This window comes from Paenibacillus sp. H1-7, assembly GCF_022354825.1.
Taxonomy (GTDB): Bacteria; Bacillota; Bacilli; order Paenibacillales; family NBRC-103111; genus Paenibacillus_S.
This window is the reverse complement of sequence record NZ_CP031168.1, coordinates 701,770-720,505: the sequence shown is the minus strand read 5'-3', so window position 1 is coordinate 720,505 and position 18,736 is coordinate 701,770. Positions and strand designations below refer to the sequence as shown.

At 54.2% G+C, this 18,736-nt stretch carries 18 protein-coding genes and 1 pseudogene; 5 read left to right on the top strand and 14 right to left on the bottom strand.

What is annotated here, in order from left to right:
- Positions 1 to 118: 118 nt before the first annotated feature.
- From DVH26_RS03455 to DVH26_RS03445, 3 genes are all read right to left on the bottom strand, one after another.
- Positions 119 to 1,435, bottom strand: a complete 1,317-nt coding sequence (locus DVH26_RS03455; RefSeq protein WP_239631153.1) for an ABC transporter substrate-binding protein — start codon at positions 1,433 to 1,435, stop codon at positions 119 to 121.
- Positions 1,436 to 1,745: 310 nt separating this feature from the next.
- A complete protein-coding gene (locus tag DVH26_RS03450) occupies positions 1,746 to 2,444 on the bottom strand; it encodes a class I SAM-dependent methyltransferase (protein ID WP_239631152.1) in 699 nt (232 codons plus the stop codon).
- Between the two features lie 133 nt (positions 2,445 to 2,577).
- Entirely contained in the window at positions 2,578 to 3,501 is a 924-nt protein-coding gene (locus tag DVH26_RS03445) for an MORN repeat-containing protein (protein WP_239631151.1), read from the bottom strand.
- A gap of 296 nt (positions 3,502 to 3,797) precedes the next feature.
- Between DVH26_RS03445 and DVH26_RS03440 the strand changes: the two genes are divergently transcribed.
- Positions 3,798 to 4,028: a hypothetical protein gene (locus tag DVH26_RS03440; protein WP_239631150.1), complete on the top strand. Its 231-nt coding sequence runs from the start codon at positions 3,798 to 3,800 to the stop codon at positions 4,026 to 4,028.
- Positions 4,029 to 4,186: 158 nt separating this feature from the next.
- Here the strand turns inward: DVH26_RS03440 and DVH26_RS03435 are convergent, their stop codons facing one another.
- Both DVH26_RS03435 and DVH26_RS03430 read right to left on the bottom strand, forming a co-directional pair.
- The gene (locus tag DVH26_RS03435) at positions 4,187 to 5,260 is read right to left on the bottom strand and encodes a Gfo/Idh/MocA family protein (protein WP_239631149.1); all 1,074 of its coding nucleotides are present in this window, start codon (positions 5,258 to 5,260) and stop codon (positions 4,187 to 4,189) included.
- A gap of 198 nt (positions 5,261 to 5,458) precedes the next feature.
- Positions 5,459 to 6,280: a helix-turn-helix transcriptional regulator gene (locus DVH26_RS03430; protein ID WP_239631148.1), complete on the bottom strand. Its 822-nt coding sequence runs from the start codon at positions 6,278 to 6,280 to the stop codon at positions 5,459 to 5,461.
- 163 nt (positions 6,281 to 6,443) lie between these two features.
- Here DVH26_RS03430 and DVH26_RS03425 point away from each other — a divergent pair, with 163 nt between their 5' ends.
- Positions 6,444 to 8,690 carry an FAD-dependent oxidoreductase gene (locus DVH26_RS03425; RefSeq protein WP_239631147.1) on the top strand — a complete coding sequence of 749 codons (2,247 nt, stop codon included), beginning with the start codon at positions 6,444 to 6,446 and terminating at the stop codon, positions 8,688 to 8,690.
- A gap of 125 nt (positions 8,691 to 8,815) precedes the next feature.
- On the opposite strand, the gene DVH26_RS03420 is transcribed toward DVH26_RS03425, so the two are convergent.
- Positions 8,816 to 9,784, bottom strand: a complete 969-nt coding sequence (locus DVH26_RS03420; RefSeq protein WP_239631146.1) for a PfkB family carbohydrate kinase — start codon at positions 9,782 to 9,784, stop codon at positions 8,816 to 8,818.
- Between the two features lie 276 nt (positions 9,785 to 10,060).
- Complete coding sequence (locus DVH26_RS03415) at positions 10,061 to 10,651, bottom strand: PadR family transcriptional regulator (RefSeq protein WP_239631145.1); 591 nt, start codon at positions 10,649 to 10,651, stop codon at positions 10,061 to 10,063.
- 210 nt (positions 10,652 to 10,861) lie between these two features.
- On the opposite strand from DVH26_RS03415, the gene DVH26_RS03410 reads away from it, so the two are divergent.
- Positions 10,862 to 11,230, top strand: a complete 369-nt coding sequence (locus DVH26_RS03410; protein ID WP_239631144.1) for a DUF1904 family protein — start codon at positions 10,862 to 10,864, stop codon at positions 11,228 to 11,230.
- Positions 11,231 to 11,306: 76 nt separating this feature from the next.
- Here the strand turns inward: DVH26_RS03410 and DVH26_RS03405 are convergent, their stop codons facing one another.
- Positions 11,307 to 12,053 (bottom strand): alpha/beta fold hydrolase, encoded by a 747-nt coding sequence (locus tag DVH26_RS03405; RefSeq protein ID WP_239631143.1) that lies wholly within the window; start codon positions 12,051 to 12,053, stop codon positions 11,307 to 11,309.
- Between the two features lie 103 nt (positions 12,054 to 12,156).
- A complete protein-coding gene (locus tag DVH26_RS03400; RefSeq protein WP_239631142.1) occupies positions 12,157 to 12,519 on the bottom strand; it encodes a response regulator in 363 nt (120 codons plus the stop codon).
- 228 nt (positions 12,520 to 12,747) lie between these two features.
- On the opposite strand from DVH26_RS03400, the gene DVH26_RS03395 reads away from it, so the two are divergent.
- The gene (locus tag DVH26_RS03395) at positions 12,748 to 13,437 is read left to right on the top strand and encodes a hypothetical protein (protein ID WP_239631141.1); all 690 of its coding nucleotides are present in this window, start codon (positions 12,748 to 12,750) and stop codon (positions 13,435 to 13,437) included.
- A gap of 136 nt (positions 13,438 to 13,573) precedes the next feature.
- Here the strand turns inward: DVH26_RS03395 and DVH26_RS03390 are convergent, their stop codons facing one another.
- The 5 genes and pseudogenes from DVH26_RS03390 to DVH26_RS03370 all read right to left on the bottom strand — a co-directional run bounded on the left by DVH26_RS03390 (position 13,574) and on the right by DVH26_RS03370 (position 17,855).
- A complete protein-coding gene (locus DVH26_RS03390) occupies positions 13,574 to 13,888 on the bottom strand; it encodes a heavy metal-binding domain-containing protein (protein ID WP_239631140.1) in 315 nt (104 codons plus the stop codon).
- 235 nt (positions 13,889 to 14,123) lie between these two features.
- Complete coding sequence (gene aspA / locus DVH26_RS03385) at positions 14,124 to 15,545, bottom strand: aspartate ammonia-lyase (RefSeq protein ID WP_239631139.1); 1,422 nt, start codon at positions 15,543 to 15,545, stop codon at positions 14,124 to 14,126.
- A 207-nt stretch (positions 15,546 to 15,752) separates the two neighbouring features.
- Complete coding sequence (locus tag DVH26_RS03380) at positions 15,753 to 16,607, bottom strand: protein phosphatase 2C domain-containing protein (protein ID WP_239631138.1); 855 nt, start codon at positions 16,605 to 16,607, stop codon at positions 15,753 to 15,755.
- Between the two features lie 26 nt (positions 16,608 to 16,633).
- Positions 16,634 to 17,061 (bottom strand): annotated as a pseudogene (locus DVH26_RS03375) (threonine/serine exporter family protein).
- Positions 17,062 to 17,096: 35 nt separating this feature from the next.
- A complete protein-coding gene (locus tag DVH26_RS03370; RefSeq protein ID WP_239631137.1) occupies positions 17,097 to 17,855 on the bottom strand; it encodes a threonine/serine exporter family protein in 759 nt (252 codons plus the stop codon).
- Between the two features lie 166 nt (positions 17,856 to 18,021).
- Between DVH26_RS03370 and DVH26_RS03365 the strand changes: the two genes are divergently transcribed.
- Positions 18,022 to 18,654 (top strand): FMN-dependent NADH-azoreductase, encoded by a 633-nt coding sequence (locus DVH26_RS03365; protein WP_379461502.1) that lies wholly within the window; start codon positions 18,022 to 18,024, stop codon positions 18,652 to 18,654.
- The last annotated feature ends 82 nt before the right edge of the window (positions 18,655 to 18,736 follow it).

Genomic DNA, 18,736 nt, shown 5'->3' with positions numbered 1-18,736 from the left:
CGGTTCAGGTCTTGAACGAGAGGCGCCGCTCGCACAGCGCGAAGATGATAACCGGTGATAAAAAAAGAAAAAGCGGCCTCCGTCCGTCCGGATCATAGACCGCTTTTATGCCGTTCCCCTACTTGGTGTCCGACTGTATTTTCGTATTCGCTTCTTCCTGCGCCGTTCTCAATACCGTATTAAGATCCTTCTCCCCCAATAACAAGCTCGTGACTTGGTTTCTTATGCCGTCCTCCACAAATACATCATAGCGTGTCTTTGGAGCAGCCGGAGCGGAGCTGTTGTAAAACACCGCATTTTTAATGTTTTTGTCCTTAAGGGGCGTATCCTGGCCGAACACCTGCTTGACCGCCTCGTTTTTCAACACCGTAATACCGCCCGTTTTGGAAAATTGCGTCTGATACTCATCCGAGGTGAACAGCTTCACCACCTCCATCGCCTCATCCTTATGCTCGCTGATCGAGGTGATAAACATATAGCTCGGATAAGCCTGGCTTCCGACCTTCGGCTTGTCTGCAAACGTCGGCAGAGCGACGACATCCCAGTTCATCTCCTTGGCCCAAGCGTAATCGGCGTACATGAAGCTGAACATCGCAACGTTGCGGGTCTTGGAGAACTCATCGATATAAGGGATTTTGTACCACTGCTTCTTCAAATCGTTCAGCACCTGGCTGTAGCCTTCCGCTTGCATCGGCTTCATCAGCGTATCCTGCAGCAGCTTTTTCCAGGCATCCGTCTCGAGCGTCACAGTCTTTTCCTTCGGATCGACATTCGCGAGCGAGAGAGGATTGAGCCGCAGAAAATGATTGACGGACGTCGTATAGCCTATATAGTTGACTCCGCCGTCCGAACGAGTAAGCTTGCGCGACAAGTCCGCCAGCTCGTCCCAGGTCATGCCGTCCTTCGGATACGCAACGCCGAACTTATCGAAAATATCTTTGTTGTACATAAGCACCAAAGCACTGTTGCCGATCGGCAGCCCGTACAGCCCGCCCATCACTTTCACAGCCTCCAGCGTCGTCGGTTCAAAACGGTTCAAATCGACGTTGTGCTTTTTCACAAGCTCGGTCATGTCCTGATTCAATCCGATGTCCAGAAGCGAGCCCTTCAAGCCGATCTGCCCGATGGAATCAATGAAAATATCGATTTTCGTCGTACCGCTGCTGATCATTTCGGCAAGCGAAACGTTCTTGTCTTTGGGCACGAACTTCGTGGTGACGTTAGGCAGCTTTTGCTTTATGTAATCTCCGTACATGGTGTTAAACTGTTCCTCGGTAATGTTGCCGTTATGGTAAAAATACAGCTCTACCGGCTTCATCGCAGCCGGAGCCGCTGAGCCGCCTGCCGCAGGCTCCGATTTGGCGCCCGAACATCCGGACAATACGGCACCCGATAGAAGAAGTGCGCCGGCCAGCAAATGGATTTGTTTTTTCATACTAATCTACCCCCAGATCTTCATTGAATAGAACGCTTACATTTTGTTTACTTAATGAAATCGATTTCATAAGCCATTATAATAATCTTTCCAATATGAAGTCAATAACCAATTGTAAAAAACTGAAGCTAGCCAACTATCCCTTTGCCTTACCGTAAGAGTGCTATCCTTCTACAGCCCACCATTTCTATGAAATCGATTTCCAATAATTCAGCTATTTATACGGTTATCATCTGAAATCGATTTCCGAATCCTTCTCCAAACTATGCAAAAAAGAGCAGTCTTTCCGCGCGGGAAAGCTGCCCTGCATTTAATCGCCTATAATTCCGATTCCATCGGAAGCGCTTTTTCTCCCTACAGCCCCGAAATGCACCGGAATCCCCTGCTCCGCTCCCGGCTCAAACAAGCGCTGCAGCTCGAAGCCTGCATTCATAAAATCGTTCACATAATCGCTGATAGGGCGATGGTGCGAGCCTGCTATGGAGCGGAATGTATCCTCTCCCTCGGACTTCCAATATTGCGGCGCATATTGAACCACTTTATGGCCTCCGCCTTCCAATGGCTCGCTAAAAGGAGACTGGAAGCACGGATGCATGATTAACCAGATCATCAGCCCGCCAGGCTTGAGAATACGCAGGCTTTGACGGAACACCGCCCTATGATCCGGTACGTCCATCAGCATCAAGCTCGATACAACGATATCGAAGCTCTCCTCCCGAAGCTGGCTCAGCGTCATAGCATCGTCATGTATCCAATGCACGTTCTGATCCTGGCTGCTCGCGTAGTTTAACAAGATTTCGCTGGAATCGACACCGGTAAGTTGACCGCCCAGCTCACGCAGCTTGCCGGTTAAGATCCCCGGACCGCATCCTATATCGCAGATCGTTTTGCCCGCTATGGCTGTCTCCTTGGCAAGCTCGTCAACGATCGCTGCGTAGGGCTTCCACTGCGCCCCTTTTTTCACTGCATGCTCAATGTACTTGTTGGCTACGGCATCAAATTGAGACACGGGGCATCTCTCCTCATTAGGAAATGGTCACATATTTGGAGTATACCAACATTCAACGATGTCGAATAATACTTCATTTGCACGATTTCCATCTTAAATCGAGATGAATTCCATTTTTTTTACGCAGGACAGCTCAACCGTTTGCCGAACCGGTCATCTTATCCCGGCCGCCTGCAAGCTGGTCCTCTCGAACAACCAGTTCGCCGTATACCCACAATCCGCGGTGAACCGCGCCGTCTCGCAACGTTTTCACCCCGTAGCCATGCTCCATATTGTCTTCCCACTGGCCAACGTATTCGGCTCCATCGTTCCATTGATAGGTGCCTTTGCCGTAAAACAGCCCTTCCCGCCATTCCCCCCGGTACGTATCTCCATTGGCGTACTGCTTCTCTCCAAAGCCATGCTCGACATCCCTGCTCCATTGCCCCGTATATTTCGTTCCGTCGGACCAGCGGTATACGCCCGTGCCCTGCTTCATTCCGTTATGCCATTCGCCCTGATAGCTCTCGCCTTCTGCGGTCTCGATGCGATGTCCGTTCCCGATATGGCGTTCCCATTGTGCTTCGAAGTGTTGTCCGTTAATTCCGATCTGGGACTGTACGTGCTCACGTCGGACTTCCGTCGACTCCATGCTGCTTATGCACAAGCTTTGGGAAGAGACATAGGCGGGGGACGGTTCGTATTCGTCGTCGATATAGGTTTTGTAATACCAGCAAGTAAAATCGTACATCTCGAATAGTCGCCGCTTACCGATAGCCGGATCCAATAAAAGCTCGCTTTCTCTCGTATCCATATATTCCAGCCTCTTCAATACCGCGCTCCATCGTTCAGGAACGATTTCGTTGCGGAGCAAGGTCTCCAGTCGTGCCATAGGCTCTGCTGACCCCGGCGCAAGATCCTCATGCATCAAAATGGTTGTGACAAACCACTGCCCCATAAGTTGAAGGTACTGCAGCGTTACAAGCGGGGCGCTGTCCATCGTTCGCTCAGCTTTGGACGCCAAAGCGTGAAGCTCCGGCAAAGCAGCTTTGACAAAGGCAAAATTCGAAACCGTCACGGTCGTTCCCCCTTACGGATATGATGTCCCTTTACCGACCAGCCTGCTCAATTAGAAATCGGACCACCTGGAACAATATGGTACATTGTACACATTATCCAAAGAAAGAGAAATATAAAAAAGGTCCAGAACAAGCCCAGCGCCATTACCGGATGAAGAGCCGATAAGTAAGACAGCGGAGAGACGAACTGAACCGTTCTACGGTAGTGAAATGTCTAACATGCTGGCAGGCCAAAAAAATCGTACAAGCAACGAATGAATATGGTAAACCAATAAGCTTATACGGGGGCGTAATTATGGACAATGAAATCGATCTGGCTGTTGAAAAAATCGAGCAGCTCAACTATCGCAACCAAAGGGCGATGATGGACCTCGTACGCAAAAGCTTGAAAATGAACGAAGACGAATTTAACAAAGAATTGTTGCTTGCTTATGCGCACCGCAATCCGGTTCACATTCTGGAAATCGCGATTGCGCTGAAGTACGAGGAAATTATCCGCGCGCTTCCCGAGCAGTATGCCCCATAAAGGCTTCGTTATTTGACAGGCGCACTCCTCGCCGGACATAACCAAAAACCGCCGGACTCCAGCCGGTCAAGCCTTATCCTTCAAGGACAAGGCAATGCTCGCTTGGAATCCTGCGGTTTTCATGTTTCATGAGCTATAGAGCTATAAAGGCTTCGGGGCTACAGCTCGGGAATAACAATATCGACTTCCCGCTTGCTCTCCCCGGATCTCAGTATGCCGTCGATAATGGCCTGGTTCCGGATAATATCCTCACCCGGAATCGGAGCCGGCCTTCCTTCCTGAATGGCTGTGACGAAGTCGCGCACCTTTTCGTAAAAAATATTGACGTTATGCTGCTTGACCGGAATCGGGCTCTCGGTCGGGTGACCGAGAATATCGTGGTACAAGGCGATCGAAGTGATACCGCCGTCCCACGCCCCGCTGCCGGATGGAGTGACCTTCAAGCCCGCATCCTTGCCGAGAAACAGCGTCGGACCGAGCGTATCCATATGCATGGCCCAGCCGATTTTGAAGTTGACGGTCAAGTCGCCCTCGAAGCGGATCATCGCCATGCCGAAATCCTCCACTTCGAAACGGCTCGCCTGCGAATGGTACTTGGGATTGGTGCCGAAATGGTTGCTGGTCATCGCCGACACGGTCAACGGCTTCGGATAGCCGAGAGCGTTCAGCACCATATCAAGAGAATAGCAGCCGATGTCCGCTAGCGCACCCGCCCCGGCCAATTCCTTGGAAATGAACGTCCCTCCGGGCATGCCACGGCGGCGCCCGCCTCCGGTTTGCACATAATAGACGTCACCGAGCTGACCGGAGCGGACAATATCCCGCACCGTCTGCATGTTCGGGTCATAGCGCGGCTGGAAGGCTATGGACAGCATGCGCTGCGCCTTTTTCCCCGCCTGCACCATTTCTACTGCTTGCTCCAGCGTGACGGACATCGGCTTCTCGACCAGCACGTGCTTGCCTGCCCTCAGCGCATCGACACTGGTAGAGCTGTGCGATACGTTCGGCGTGCAGACGCTGACACCGTCCAGCTCCAGCTCCAGCAGTCTGTGGTGATCGTCAAAGCCGCGGGCGCCTGTCAGCTCGTGCTTCGCGATAAACTCGTCCGCTTTGCCCGGAATAATATCCGCTACGGCAACCACGTCCACATCTTCCATTTGTTTATAGGCTCTCACATGCGCTCCCGCAATGCCGCCGCTTCCGATAATGCCGATTCTTACTTTACTCGCCATCCGTAATTCACCCTCCCGAAATCCAAAATGACATCCTAAGTGGTTGTAGCCACATCGTACCACGGTTCGGAAAAGCATCCCATTCCAAATAGGCGACAGCGGAATGTAACATTGCGACATCGCACGAAAACAGGACATCGCACCGGCCGGACGAAGCCCGCACTTCAACGCTTGAAGAGCGCCTAATGAGCTGCAGAGCTAGACACGGTGCATGCTGCGGAATTGCGACGGACTCACGTTCATCCTTCGGGAAAAGACACGGCTTAAGTAGAAGCCGTTCTCGTAGCCGCACCGTTCGGCGACTTGCTCCAGCGTGAGCGTCGTTTCCAGCAGCAGCGTTTGCGCTTTTTGAATTCTTAATGAGGTTAAATAATCCATCGGCGTCATCCGATAGGCGGCTTGGAACTTGCGCGTGAACTGGACGGGGCTTAAGCCGAGATTGCTGCAAAGCTCCTTCAGCAGGACAGGCCCGAAAGCATGGCGCTGCAGCCAACTTCCCGCCTCGATCATGACCGGATCCAGCTCCTGCTGAACGACGGACGAGGCCGACTCGGCCAGCTCGCGCTCCATCACGTATTGCTGCCATAAATCCTGCAGCAAATGGTTCCATTGCCCGAGCCTCTGCGCAGGCGGGCCGAGTCTGGCCAGCTGCCGCATGTACAGGTAGGTCGAGGACAGCCGGGTGCTGTCCGTCAGCGCCAGCCGAACGGGGACCTCATCACCGCCAATAGGGGCGGAATCCTCTCCGCAATCGCGTCGCGACCAGCCGAACGTGTAAAAATGAAATGAGACCGGCTCGACCACCTCCCGGTGAAACGGTGTCCTTGGAGGACAGACGATGATGTCGCCGAAGGCGGCTGTTCCCGACGACTCACTAATTTCATAGCGGAACGAGCCTTCCTCTACCGCAAACAGCACCCATTCCTCATACGTATCCTCTGCAAGCTGAAAGTCGGCTTTCCGCTTCCAAAACGTATATTGCAGGACAACGGGCAGCCATTCTGTAAACGGAGCCTCCATGCCCGGCGCCCCCTCTCTGAACGATTCATGTCGATGCTCACGAACTGACATCGATGAAATTTTGTATATACTCAATGCTAAATCAGTGCATGTTAAAAGTAAATAGCCCCTCATATAATGAAATTATAGATAAGCAATTATTTTGAAGCAGAGGTGATCCGATATGAAAAACGAACTGATCCAAACCGATATTACCGTCATCGGAGGCGGCTTGGCCGGAGTCAGCGCCGCTGTCGCCGCGGCCCGTCTCGGCAGCACGGTAGCCTTGATCCAGAACCGCCCCGTCCTCGGCGGCAATTCCAGCAGCGAGGTCCGGGTATGGGTATGCGGCGCCACAGCGCACGGAACGAACCGTTATGCCCGGGAAACCGGCATTATGGGTGAGATGTTCGTGGAAAATCAATACCGGAACCCGGACGGGAATCCGTATTTCTGGGATTTGGTCGTGCTGGAAACGGTGCTGGCGGAGCCGAATATTCAGCTGTTCCTGAACACGGACGTTCACGAGGTGGAAGCGGTTGGGGAAGCGGACGACCGCCGCATTGTCTCCGTCACCGGGTGGATGATGGGCTCGGAGCGCAAAATCCGTTTTGAAAGCGCTATGTTTTTGGATTGTACCGGCGACGGTCTGGTCGGCTTTTTGGCCGGAGCCAAATACCGGATCGGCCGTGAGGCGAGGCACGAATACAACGAGGATTGGGCGCCGGAGGAAGCGGACTCGATTACCCTCGGCAGCACGCTGTTATTTTATACGAAGGATGTCGGGCACCCTGTTGCCTATATCCCTCCAAGCTTTGCCAAAGACATTACCCAGACGTCGATCCCAATCAAAAGAGTCATCCGCAGCGGTGATTCGGGCTGCCATTACTGGTGGATCGAGTGGGGCGGCGAGCTGGACACGGTTCATCAGAATGAACGCATTCGCGACGAGCTGTGGTCGGTTATTTACGGCATTTGGGATTATATTAAAAATTCCGGCCAGTTCGACGCCGCCAACATGACACTCGAATGGGTCGGCTCCTTGCCGGGCAAACGGGAATACCGCCGCTTCGTCGGCGATTACGTGCTGAACCAGAACGACATTCTCGCCCAGCGGGAGTTCGAGGACCGGGTCGCCTTCGGAGGCTGGTCGATTGATCTTCATCCGCCGCAGGGGATGTATTCGACAGAGAGCGGCTCGAAGCACTTGCACGCCGACGGGATATACCACATCCCGTTCCGCTCGCTCTACTCGGCGAACGTGTCGAACCTGATGTTTGCGGGACGCAACATCAGCGCCTCCCACGTCGCCTTCGGGACGACGCGCGTCATGGCCACGTGCGCGGTCATCGGCGAGGCCGCGGGCACCGGCGCGGCGCTGGCTGTGCAGCTCGGCACGACGCCGCGCGGCGTGTACCGCGAGCATCTGGCGCAGCTGCAGCAGACGCTGCTGCGCCAGGATGCCTCCGTCATCGGCCTGCACAATGCCGATGAACGGGACCTTGCCCGCCGTGCCGCCGTCACGGCGTCGAGCACGCTGCGGCGGCTCGCGGTGGAGCAAGCCGCCGAGCGGTATGAGCTGGCCCGGGACGCCGGCCTGCTCGTACCCGTGGCGCCGGAGCTGGAGCGGCTCGACCTGCTGGTCGATGCGGCGGCGCCGGCAACGCTCGAGGTCGAGGTGTGGAGCACCGGCCGAGGGGAAAACTACGTGCCGCACAAGCTCGAAGTAAGCGGCACGGTGGCGGTTGCTCCAGGCGAGCGGCAGTGGATTCAGGTGCCGCTCGCCTGGAAGCCGGATACGCCTCAGAACGCGTTCATCGTCGTGAAAGCCTGCGACGGCGTCGCGCTGTATGTATCCGATGAGCCACACACCGGCGTGCTCGCGTTCGACAAAGGACGGAAGCCGGTCGTCTCGCGCGATTTGGAGGATCATCAGCCGGATCAGCCGGTAGTTCAATGGAGCATGAAGAAGCTCGTGCGCCGTCCGTTCTGCTTCCGGCTTCATCCGGAGACGGCAGCCTTCACCGCTGACAACGTCAAGGACGGCTACCTCCGCCCTTACGGGCAGCCTCATCTGTGGAGCTCCGAGCCGCTTCGCCAAGGAGAATCCGCGACGTTGGAGCTGAGCTGGGAGCAGCCGGTCGAGGTGAATGAGGTGCAGCTCGTCTTTAACGACGACGTGAACGAGGATTTGATCAACCTGCATCACCACCGGACCCCGTTCGAGATCATTCCAGAGCTCGTGCGCGATTACCGGCTGGAGGCGTTAGTGGACGGTGAATGGACCGTCCTGCATGAGGAGCGCGCGAACCGCAAGCGCAAGCGTACCCACCGCTTGAGCCAAGCGGTGCATACGTCCCGGATCCGGCTCGTCGTCGAAGCAACGAACGGCGGCCGCTGCGCCGAGCTCGTCGAGGCGCGGGTGTATTAAGCGCCGACCACACTCTCGCCCGCTGCCCGCAGCACAACGTACCGTTCCGCTAAGCTTCTAGCGGCATAGAAACGAAGAAGGGAACCTGCTTGATTCCAAAGCAGATTCCCTTCTTTGTTGTTGTATTAAAGCGCTTCGACTTCTGCCAGCGTCGGCAGCGCAGGAATCGCGCCTCGACGCGTCGTAGTGATTGCGCCTACCTTATTGGCGAATGTAAAAATGTCCATCACAGCCGCTTCATCGGACAACAGCCCTTCCAGCCGCTCGGCTGTCATTCCGCATTCCGCCAGCTTGTATAGCATCGCTCCGACGAAGCTGTCTCCCGCTCCCGTCGTATCGACCGCCTTAACACGCACGCCCGGTACCAGCGTCATCGCATTGCGCGTAACGACGAAACAGCCTTCCTCGCCTCTTGTGACGACCACAGCCTTGGCTCCCATAGCCAGCAGCTGCTGCACCGCATCCGCCGGGTGCGTCTCCAGCAGAAGCGACGCTTCCTCTTCACTGACCTTCACTATATCGGCCAAAGCGATATGCGCGAGCACCTCCTGCCGCATCGTCTGCTCGTCCGGCCATAAGGCAGGACGAAGGTTCGGGTCGTACGATACGACTCCGCCCGCCGCCCGGACCTTGCGCGCCGCCTCCAGTGTTGCCGTCCGGCTCGGCTCGCTGATCAGGGATACGGAGCCGAAATGATATACGGCTGCGTCGTGCAGCCAATCGTCCTCCAGCTCCGACGCCTCAAGCAGCATATCCGCGGCCGGCTCGCGGTAAAACAAGAAATCCCGCTCCCCGTCCCGGCGGAGCGATACAAAGGCCAGGCCCGTCCTCGCCTCTTCCGTCTCGACGAGCGCCGGCTCCACTCCCGCGTCAATCAGCGTGCCGCGCAAATAACGGCCGAACGCGTCGCTGCCGATCTTCCCGATAAACCGGGACGATCCGCCCAGCTTCGCTACGGCCGCGGCTACGTTGGCGGGAGCTCCCCCCGCCGCTCGCTGGAAAGCAGGCACCTTATCCAGCGGCTGTCCGTTCTCTTCCGGTACAAAATCAATTAAAAGCTCGCCCAAACAGACAATCATCTTGCGATCGTTCATCCATCTACCCTCACTTCAGCTCCCGATTAGTCATCAAGCTCTTGCCAATTCTCTCACATCTAACCATAGCATAAAAACGGGATAAAGGCACGCACGCACGGCGATGGGAGCAACGAATGTTGCACTGGATTTTGCACGGGGGCAAAAACAAATAAATCGGCCTATCGTATTCACAGCGATGAACGACAAGACGACCTGACCTATAAATTAAGTGAAGCTCCATCGGATAGAGGGATGACCTGCCTGCCTAGCGAGGCATTCGCCCGGGTTAGGGCGTCACTGCGCGGCATCCTTGGCTGCCTCTGCAGCGGCCCGCTTCTCCCTCTGCTCCTGCAGCTGCTGCAGCACCCAGCGGCACCAATCCATCTCCATTTGAGCGCTGTCTATAGCCCTCTTTAGCAATATATATTGGCCGAACGAGGCGGAACCTGCGCCCGGCAAGCGCTCTGCGTTATCGTCCTCCCGATGCAGCTCGGACAGCATTGACTTATATTTACTCATTTTTTTCCCAAAGCTCTCGAGCCGTTCCTCAAACAAACGCTCCGTCTTTGATGGGTCAACAAGCCAGATGCAGTAGGTTTTGAGCAGCATCTCGTCCCGCTTGACCGGCTCGGAGGTCTCGCTTGGAAGCCATTGCTTCAGTGCCTCGACGCCCCGTTCCGTGATAGAGTACACTTTTTTATCCGGCTTCTCCTTCTGCGGCACTTCGACGAACCTGACGAAGCCGTTTTGCTCGAGCTTCGCAAGCAGCGGATAAATCTGACTGTGCTTCGCCTGCCAGACCGGCTGAATTTGCAGCATCAGCTCATACCCTGTGCACGGCCCCTGAGCAAGCATGGCAAGCAAGCCGTATGAAAGAGTATTCATGGTCCCTCCCGTGTAACGGTTGTTCGGTTGACAGAAATATGGAACCGTAGTACGATGTTCACGAGCCTATTATATGTAAAAATGTACATATAATCAATAGACAGCCCCAGTGGCAGGCTCGCTGGTTAGGACAAGCTGATCGTTTCAGGTCTGGCGGGAGCATCGATATGCTGCTGCTTTTTATATTGGAATATAAGGGAGACGGACACCATGCCTTATTTGCGTTTTAAAGGTTTTCCCACGGATGTTTTACGAACGATAGCCCCCCGGGTGGTGGAGGAATTCGCCCATATCGTCAACATATCGAACGAGAAAGTAAAGATGGAATCGCTGGTCACGGAAGCTATTACCCAGGTCCCGCTCAGCGTAGAAATTCTAATGTTTCCCCGCAAGCAGGAGGTTCATGACGCCGCGGCCTCCATGCTGAACCGGCTGCTCCAGGAGCAGGGCTACGATAACATCCACATTTTCTTCGTTATTCTTGACCCGAAGGTCTATTATAAGAACGGAGAGCCGCTCGCTACTCCGAGCCAGGCGTACGCCCCTTCCGGCAAAACGCCATATCAGGGGATTACCTGAACTGAACTGAACTCGACCGATACAACCGAAAACCATTCGTCCAGCCAACGGGTGGTTTTTTGCTGTCGTCTTTACTTTATTTGCTGCTGGAGCGCGTCACTATGGTATTCATCCATTTGCTCAGCATGTCCGCCGTAAGGGCCTCCTGCTCATCGGGCTTCAGCCTGGATGGCCTGTCTCCCTTCTGCATCCCGTAGCTGCCGAAGCCGGCATGATTGCCGCCTTTGATCTCTTCATAGACGGTGCTCTCCGGCAAATACGCTTTCCCTTCCTCGTAGGCTTGCCTGTTCAGAACGCCGTCCTCTTTGCCGGTAATGGATAACGCCGCCAGCTTCGTCTCCCTGATACTGCCCTTCTGATCTGCATATGCCGCCAGAAAAAAGATCCCGTGCACGCTGTCGGGATGTTTGGCCGCGTAACGGGCTGCCATCGCGCCTCCGAGCGAATGGCCTCCGATGACGTACGGCTGCTTCGGATTCATCTCCATAATATCCGCTGCCCGTTCTACGCCGAATACCGCAAGCTCAAACGGCATTTTGACGATCCAGGTGCGGTAGCCCCGATCGGCCAGCAGGGAGGCGAGCGGGGCATAGCTCTCGGGACTGATCCATGCGCCAGGATACAATATAACGTCCGGCTGCTTGACCTGCAGCGGCTCGAAGGCGATCCACCGTTTGCTGTCCGTTACGGTAATTCCGTGTCCCCCTCTCATTGCCTCAAGCGCAGACGCATCGGGATGATACGGCTTGCCGTATATTTGAATGGCGGCTGCGGCTGCGACGCCTATGAGCAGCACGACCCCGCCTATCGCTTTCCACCGCAAAGTTCATCACCCTCCCCTCTCTTCAGTTTCGCTATATACAGTATATGTATTGTTTACAAGTAAAAAACCTCCGTCGCCACATCATGGCAAGGAGGCCGTCCGCTTATAATCCTAACACTTTGTTAACAGATTCCATCACGCGTTCCTTTTGAAACGGCTTTACGACAAAATCCTTCGCTCCCGCCGTTATCGCCTCGATCACCATTGCCTTTTGCCCCATGGCGGAGCACATAATGATTTTGGCCCGCGGGTCCAGCCTGTGAATTTCCCTGACGGCCCCTACTCCGTCAAGCTCGGGCATCGTAATGTCCATCGTTACCAGATCGGGCTTGGCCGACATATATGCCTGCACCGCTTCCAAACCGTTCGCCGCTTCGGCTACGATCTCATGCCCTTCTTCCGTAAGCATCGTCTTCAGCATCATTCTCATAAAAGCCGCATCGTCGACTACCATCACTTTTGCCATTTGAATTCCCCCTGCCATTGTACTGCTTTTGTATAGTATTATGGCAAACAAGCTTTAGGTAACTTTTAGACTAAAAGATTAAAATTCCTGACATCCGCCTAACAATTGGCATCCATGGAAAAGTTGTCATCGGCATACCCTCAGATTACAATAAAATCATGTCCCCTGCGACTTCATGAGCGGATTGGATTGATTAGAGTTGTGAAAACGATGGGAGGTGGACCGGCTTTGGATTGGTTGAAGGAAGAGAAGCTCGTTGTATGTCAAGGAAACGGCATTCTGGTAGCCGGAGATAGCGATGCCGCCGATTTTTTCATTTATACGCAAGGTCTGGAATCACCCTCTCCAGACGGGGAAATGTCGGTGCTCGCCCAATGGCTGCTGGCGCCCCATGCTCTCTACTCCGGTGATGTTCATATGCAAATCCCGATCGGCAGTCTGGAAACGCAAGCAGTCCTGTTCGAGCAGCTGCTCCCTCATTTCGGCAGACCTAAGATGGTGTCTATTGCCAACGAGGACCAAGAGGTCATTTTGAACGGGATCCGGCCTTCATCCAAGCAATGGCTGCGAGACAAGCTTCGAAGCGGGGAGGTTTATCCATTGATTACAGATTTGTATAGAACGGATCTCATCATCCACGAGCCGGCCAAGCGCCTCCAATACTATTCCTTGTATGCGGAGCGTTTGGAAACGATTCAGCTTGAGCATTGGGACGAGCTGTGGAGCTTTATTGCGAACACGTTCATGGCACGCGGCGACCGCCGCTACATCCTTTGCCCGACGGGCTGGCATCTAATGGATGAGCTGCGTCATTCGCCCACGCTGCGGGCGCTTGCTTCCGTCCCGGCCGTAGAGATCCAGCTGGTTATAGACGGGGATGACGGCAGAGTGCAATACATCGATGTTGTTCCCGTCTGAGTCGATCGACTCAACTCTCCAGTATGAGAAACGAATAGACGGCTTACCTCTAACATCTCGCCGGTAAGCCGCCTCTTAGTTACTTTCGCTGGTGTATGTACTTTCCCAGCCCGTTTCGCCCGATTCAGGCGTTGCTTTACTCCACTCTGACCGCGGTGCCGCTCACCGCCACCATCAGCATACCTTCGCGAATCACTTCATAATCAATATCGATTCCGACGACAGCGTTGGCCCCCATCCGAGCCGCCTGCGATTCCATCTCGTTGAATGCTATGTCCCGGGCGTCCTTCAGCTTGCTCTCGTAGGCCCCGGAGCGTCCGCCTACAATATCGGTGATCGATGCGAACAGATCGCGTACGATATTGGCCCCCATAATGGCTTCTCCAGTGACAATGGAAACGTACTGCACAATCTCTTTCCCCTGTATCGTCGGTGTAGTACTTAAAATCATGGAAATCCTCCTCCTTTAAATCCATAAGTCTTGCGCACTTCCTTAGCATACGGGAATATCCGGAGTTTCATGCACATACCGCCATCAAAGACAAGGAACATCAATCAATGCCGTTACCTATTTAACGCATGAAGCAGCATTAAGAATCGCAGCGGCAAAAAAACCGGAAGCCCGGAACCAAAGTTCCGGACCGCCGGTTGAATTGTCAGGAGTCTGCCAGACCCGGCAGAGCCGATTAATTTTTATCCAGAAGCGCCGCACCTGCAATGCCGGGATGCGTCATCTCGTACGGATCCAAGATGAGATCCAGCTCCTCTTCGGTCAGCACGTTATACAGCAAGCACAGCTCGCGTACCGATTTGCCGCTTAACGTCGCTTCGCGCGCGATGCGGGCCGCTACCTCGTAGCCCAAATGCGGGTTCAGCGCCGTAATGATACCGATGCTCCGGTCGACGTATTCTTTGCACTGCTGCTCGTTGGCTTCAATTCCGTCAACGCAGTGAACCTTGAACACATGGAACACATTGTTCATGATGCTCAAAGACTGAAGCAGGTTGAAGACGAGAACAGGCTCCATCACGTTCAGCTCAAGCTGTCCCGCTTCGGAAGCAAGGCAAATCGTATGGTCGTTGCCGATAACCTGGAACGCCACCTGATTGACGACCTCGCACATAACCGGATTCACTTTACCCGGCATGATGGAAGATCCCGGCTGGCGGGCCGGCAGCCTGATTTCGCCTAATCCGGCGCGAGGCCCCGACGCCATAAGGCGCAGGTCGTTCGCCACCTTGGACATATTCATCATGCATACTTTCAATGCTGCGGACACCTCGGTGTACGCATCTGTATTTTGCGTAGCGTCGACGAGATCCTCGGCGTTAACGAGCGGGAAGCCGCTCCATTCGGCCAAGAGCTCCACAACCCGCTTGATATAGCGCGGATCGGCGTTCAAGCCCGTTCCGACCGCCGTCGCTCCCATATTAACCTCGTACAGATGCTCGCGGGTGTTCTCGATCCGTTTCATGTCCCGTCCCAGCACTTTGGCATAGGCGGCGAATTCCTGACCAAGCCGAATCGGCACTCCATCCTGCAGATGGGTGCGGCCCATTTTGATCACGCCGTCGAACTCTTTCGCCTTGGCGACAAAAGCTTCATGCAGCTGCTTCATCGTCACCAACAGCTTGTCTATCGAAGACAGCACGGAAATGTGAATCGCCGTCGGGAACGCATCGTTCGTCGATTGCGCCATGTTGACGTGCGAGTTGGGGCTAACGGTGAAGTAATCGCCTTTCGTTCCGCCCAGCAGCTCAATCGCGCGGTTGGCAATAACCTCGTTGGCGTTCATATTGATGGATGTTCCTGCGCCGCCTTGAATCGGATCGACAATGAATTGGTCGTGCCATTGGCCTGCAATGATTTCATCCGCGGCGCGAACGATGGCTTCCGCCAATGCAGGCTGCAGTCTCGTAATTTCCATATTGGCTGTAGCCGCCGCTTTTTTCACGATCGCCATCGCTCTGATCAGCTCTTCGTGAATCCGGTAACCCGTGATCGGGAAGTTCTCTACGGCTCTTAACGTTTGAATACCGTAGTAAGCTTCGATCGGCACTTCCTTGGAACCTAAGAAATCTTTCTCGACACGCAACGTTTCTTTCATTGTACTTCTCTCCCTCAGCCTTCGCTATGATCCCATAATTGTCCAATGGTCAATTCTTATTATATTATCTGAATCCGGTTTCATTTTAATCCATAATGAACGAACTTGCAAACCCCCGAATCGTTTCCCTGCAATTCCAATCATCTCCTTGCCAAACTCAATTCCAAGGAGCCGCAGGCAACCTGTATGTTCCCTGCAGCTCCATGCTCACCATTTGATCCATACGCCCGTTTTATCGTCGGATATTTTGAATCGGGGATACCGCACGCATTCGCTATCGTCCTGCTCCAGCCGGAGCAGCCATTCGGCATAACCGGGCAAGGTCATGTCGGCAATGCGCCCGGCCATCGCTGTTATAGCGTCTGCTTCCCGCTCCGAGTCCGCTCCAGGCAGGAACAAGCCGTCCGTCACGATCAAGATCGACTGCAGCCCGATCCGGTTAAACCTGCCGTATTCGATAAAATCGGCAAGCTCCGGCTCGCCGCTCATGACCGAGTAGCCCTCGATCGTGTTCATTTTCGTTTTGTTTTGCAAAATCATCGGCCTGATGCATGCCCACAGCTCATCTCTCGACGCAACACCCTGCCGGATATGCTCCCGCAGGACGCTTTTCAACCGCGCATCGATGGGCGCCACCTGATCCCTGGAGATTGGCCGGATCAATCCGTCCTTGTAAACGGCGATAATCATGCAATCCCCTACTTGGGCGTAATCGATGTAATTATTACTAATCCGGACCATCGCCAGCGCACTCGTCCACAACGATTGCTTGTCGGTGACGTCGATCCCGGCCTCGAGCATCGCTTCCCTGAGCTTCGAATTCGCTTCGAGGACAAGCGGCTTCAGCCCCGTCTCCAGCCCGGCGTCTGTCTTCAGCGACTGCATATATTGCCGTATCGTTTGCGAAGCCAGATAGCCTCCCGTCTCGTTGTTGGGCCCGCGATAAGGATGTACGGAGGTAGCCCCGTCCAAAACGCCGTACAAATGCAGGCTTTCGTTAATAACGAGCGCATCCTCGTTCCACTGCGCCGTTCCTTGCAATGAGATCGTTTCTACTTTCATACCCCGGCTCTCCCCTCCACAGCTTACTATAAACGCGACTTCCGGATAACCTGATTGATCACCTCGGAGAAAACAATGCCAATCGCAATGGCACCGGACAGCATGAACGCCTTGGCTGCCATCTGCACGGCCAGATCATACTGATTTTCTACGACGTTGCGCATGGCATCGTAAGCCAATCCCCCGGTACAAGCGGAATAATGCCGGAGACGCTGAAAATGATGATCGGCGTTTTGTATACTTTTGCGAGAAACTGGCTTACTACGGTGACGAAAAACGAAGCAGTCAGCGTCGACAAGATAGGATCGTCCCACGATTTCAGACACGAGATATACAAGAGCCACCCAAGCATCCCTACAAAGCCGCATTGCAGCAGGTTTCTCCTGGGGGCGTTAAATAAAATGCCGAAGCCGGCGGAGGCGATGAAGCTGGTCACGAGCTGTTCTAGGATCATATATATGAACTCTCCTGTTCGGATTCCTAAGCGGTTCAATAAAAAGAAAGCACGAACGCGATCCCCGAGCCGATGGCAAACGAGGTGAGCAGCGCCTCCGCACCCTTCGAGATACCCGACACAAGGTGCCCCGCCATTAAATCCCTTACCGCATTCGTAATAAGCAGCCCCGGTACAAGCGGCATGACGGACCCGATAATAATGGTGTCGAGCTCCCGGCCGAAGCCGCTTTTGACAAAGACGAACGTGATCATGCCGATCAAGAGAGAAGCTGCGAACTCCGCGACAAACTTGATGGAAATAAGCCGATGCAAGAAGACGAGCATGCAAAAACCGAACCCGCCGGCAAGCATAGCCGGAATAAAATCCTGCCAGACGCCCTGGTACATGATCAGGAAGCATCCGCTGGACAATGCGGCGGCGATAACCTGGGTGCCTACCGGATAGGCGTGGCGGTCCGCATCGATTTGCTTCAGCGTCTCGTAGGCATCCTGGACGGATAGCTGACCTGCGCTAATTTTGCGCGAGACGTCGTTGACCAGCGCCACCTTGCGCAAATCCGTCGACCGCTCCATAATCCGGATCAGCCGGGTTGCCGGCTCCTTCCCGTCAATGGTAAAGATGATTCCCGTAGGGGTTACATAGCTATGGGTATTGTCGAACCCTAGCGAGGCGGCGATGCGCATCATCGTATCCTCCACCCGGTAGGTTTCTCCTCCGCTTTGCAGCATAATTTTGCCGGCCAGCAAACAGATTTGACTAATTTGGTCATGCTCCTTATGTAGGTTCTCCATCTCGCGCGGCTCCTTCAAACGGTCCAAATGCACATCTATTGTATCGTACAAACCGCAAAAAATAAAAGAAAAAACAATAGAAACCATCAACAATCTCTGACAGTCTGTTGTCAGTGTTCTTCCCTTACACTAGACCTTGTAAAAGATCACATCTCAGGAGAGGAAGATGAACATGTCCCGTGTATTATTCATTATTGCCAATGACCGTCCGGCAGAGCAATCCGTCAGCGTACAAATGTATGAAACGTTCCTGCAAACGTACAAGGAGGCCAATCCGCAGGATCACATTACCGAGCTTGATCTTTACCATGCCGAGCTTCCGTATTACGGAAACAAAACCATCAGTGGTCTTTATAAGCTGAGCCTGGGCTTGGAGCCCCTTCCCGAAGAGCTTAAAGCCGCCCGGATCGCCAACCGGTATATGGATCAGTTTTTGGCGGCCGACAAAGCGGTCTTTGCCTTTCCACTGTGGAACCATACGGTTCCGGCACCGCTGATCACTTACATTTCGTATTTGACGCAGAGCGGCAAAACGTTCCAGTTTACCGAAGAAGGAATCACCGGACTCGCAGCAGGCAAAAAAGTCGCTCTATTAAATGCACGCGGAGGGGATTACTCCAATTCCTTCCTGGCTGGAATGGAGATGTCGTTGGCCTATGTGAGAAATATGCTCGGCATGTGGGGGATTCACGATCCGGAAGTGGCCGTTATCGAAGGGCATAACCAGTATCCAGACCGTGCCAGCCAGATTGTGGAGGAAGGATTGCAGAAGACAGCGAAGCTTGCCGCGAGCTTTTAGCTTCGGCTATAACGGACAAAAGATCACCAGGCTCCGCGCGACTGCTTCCTGCACCCCCTAATGGTTAACACATAACAGTAAT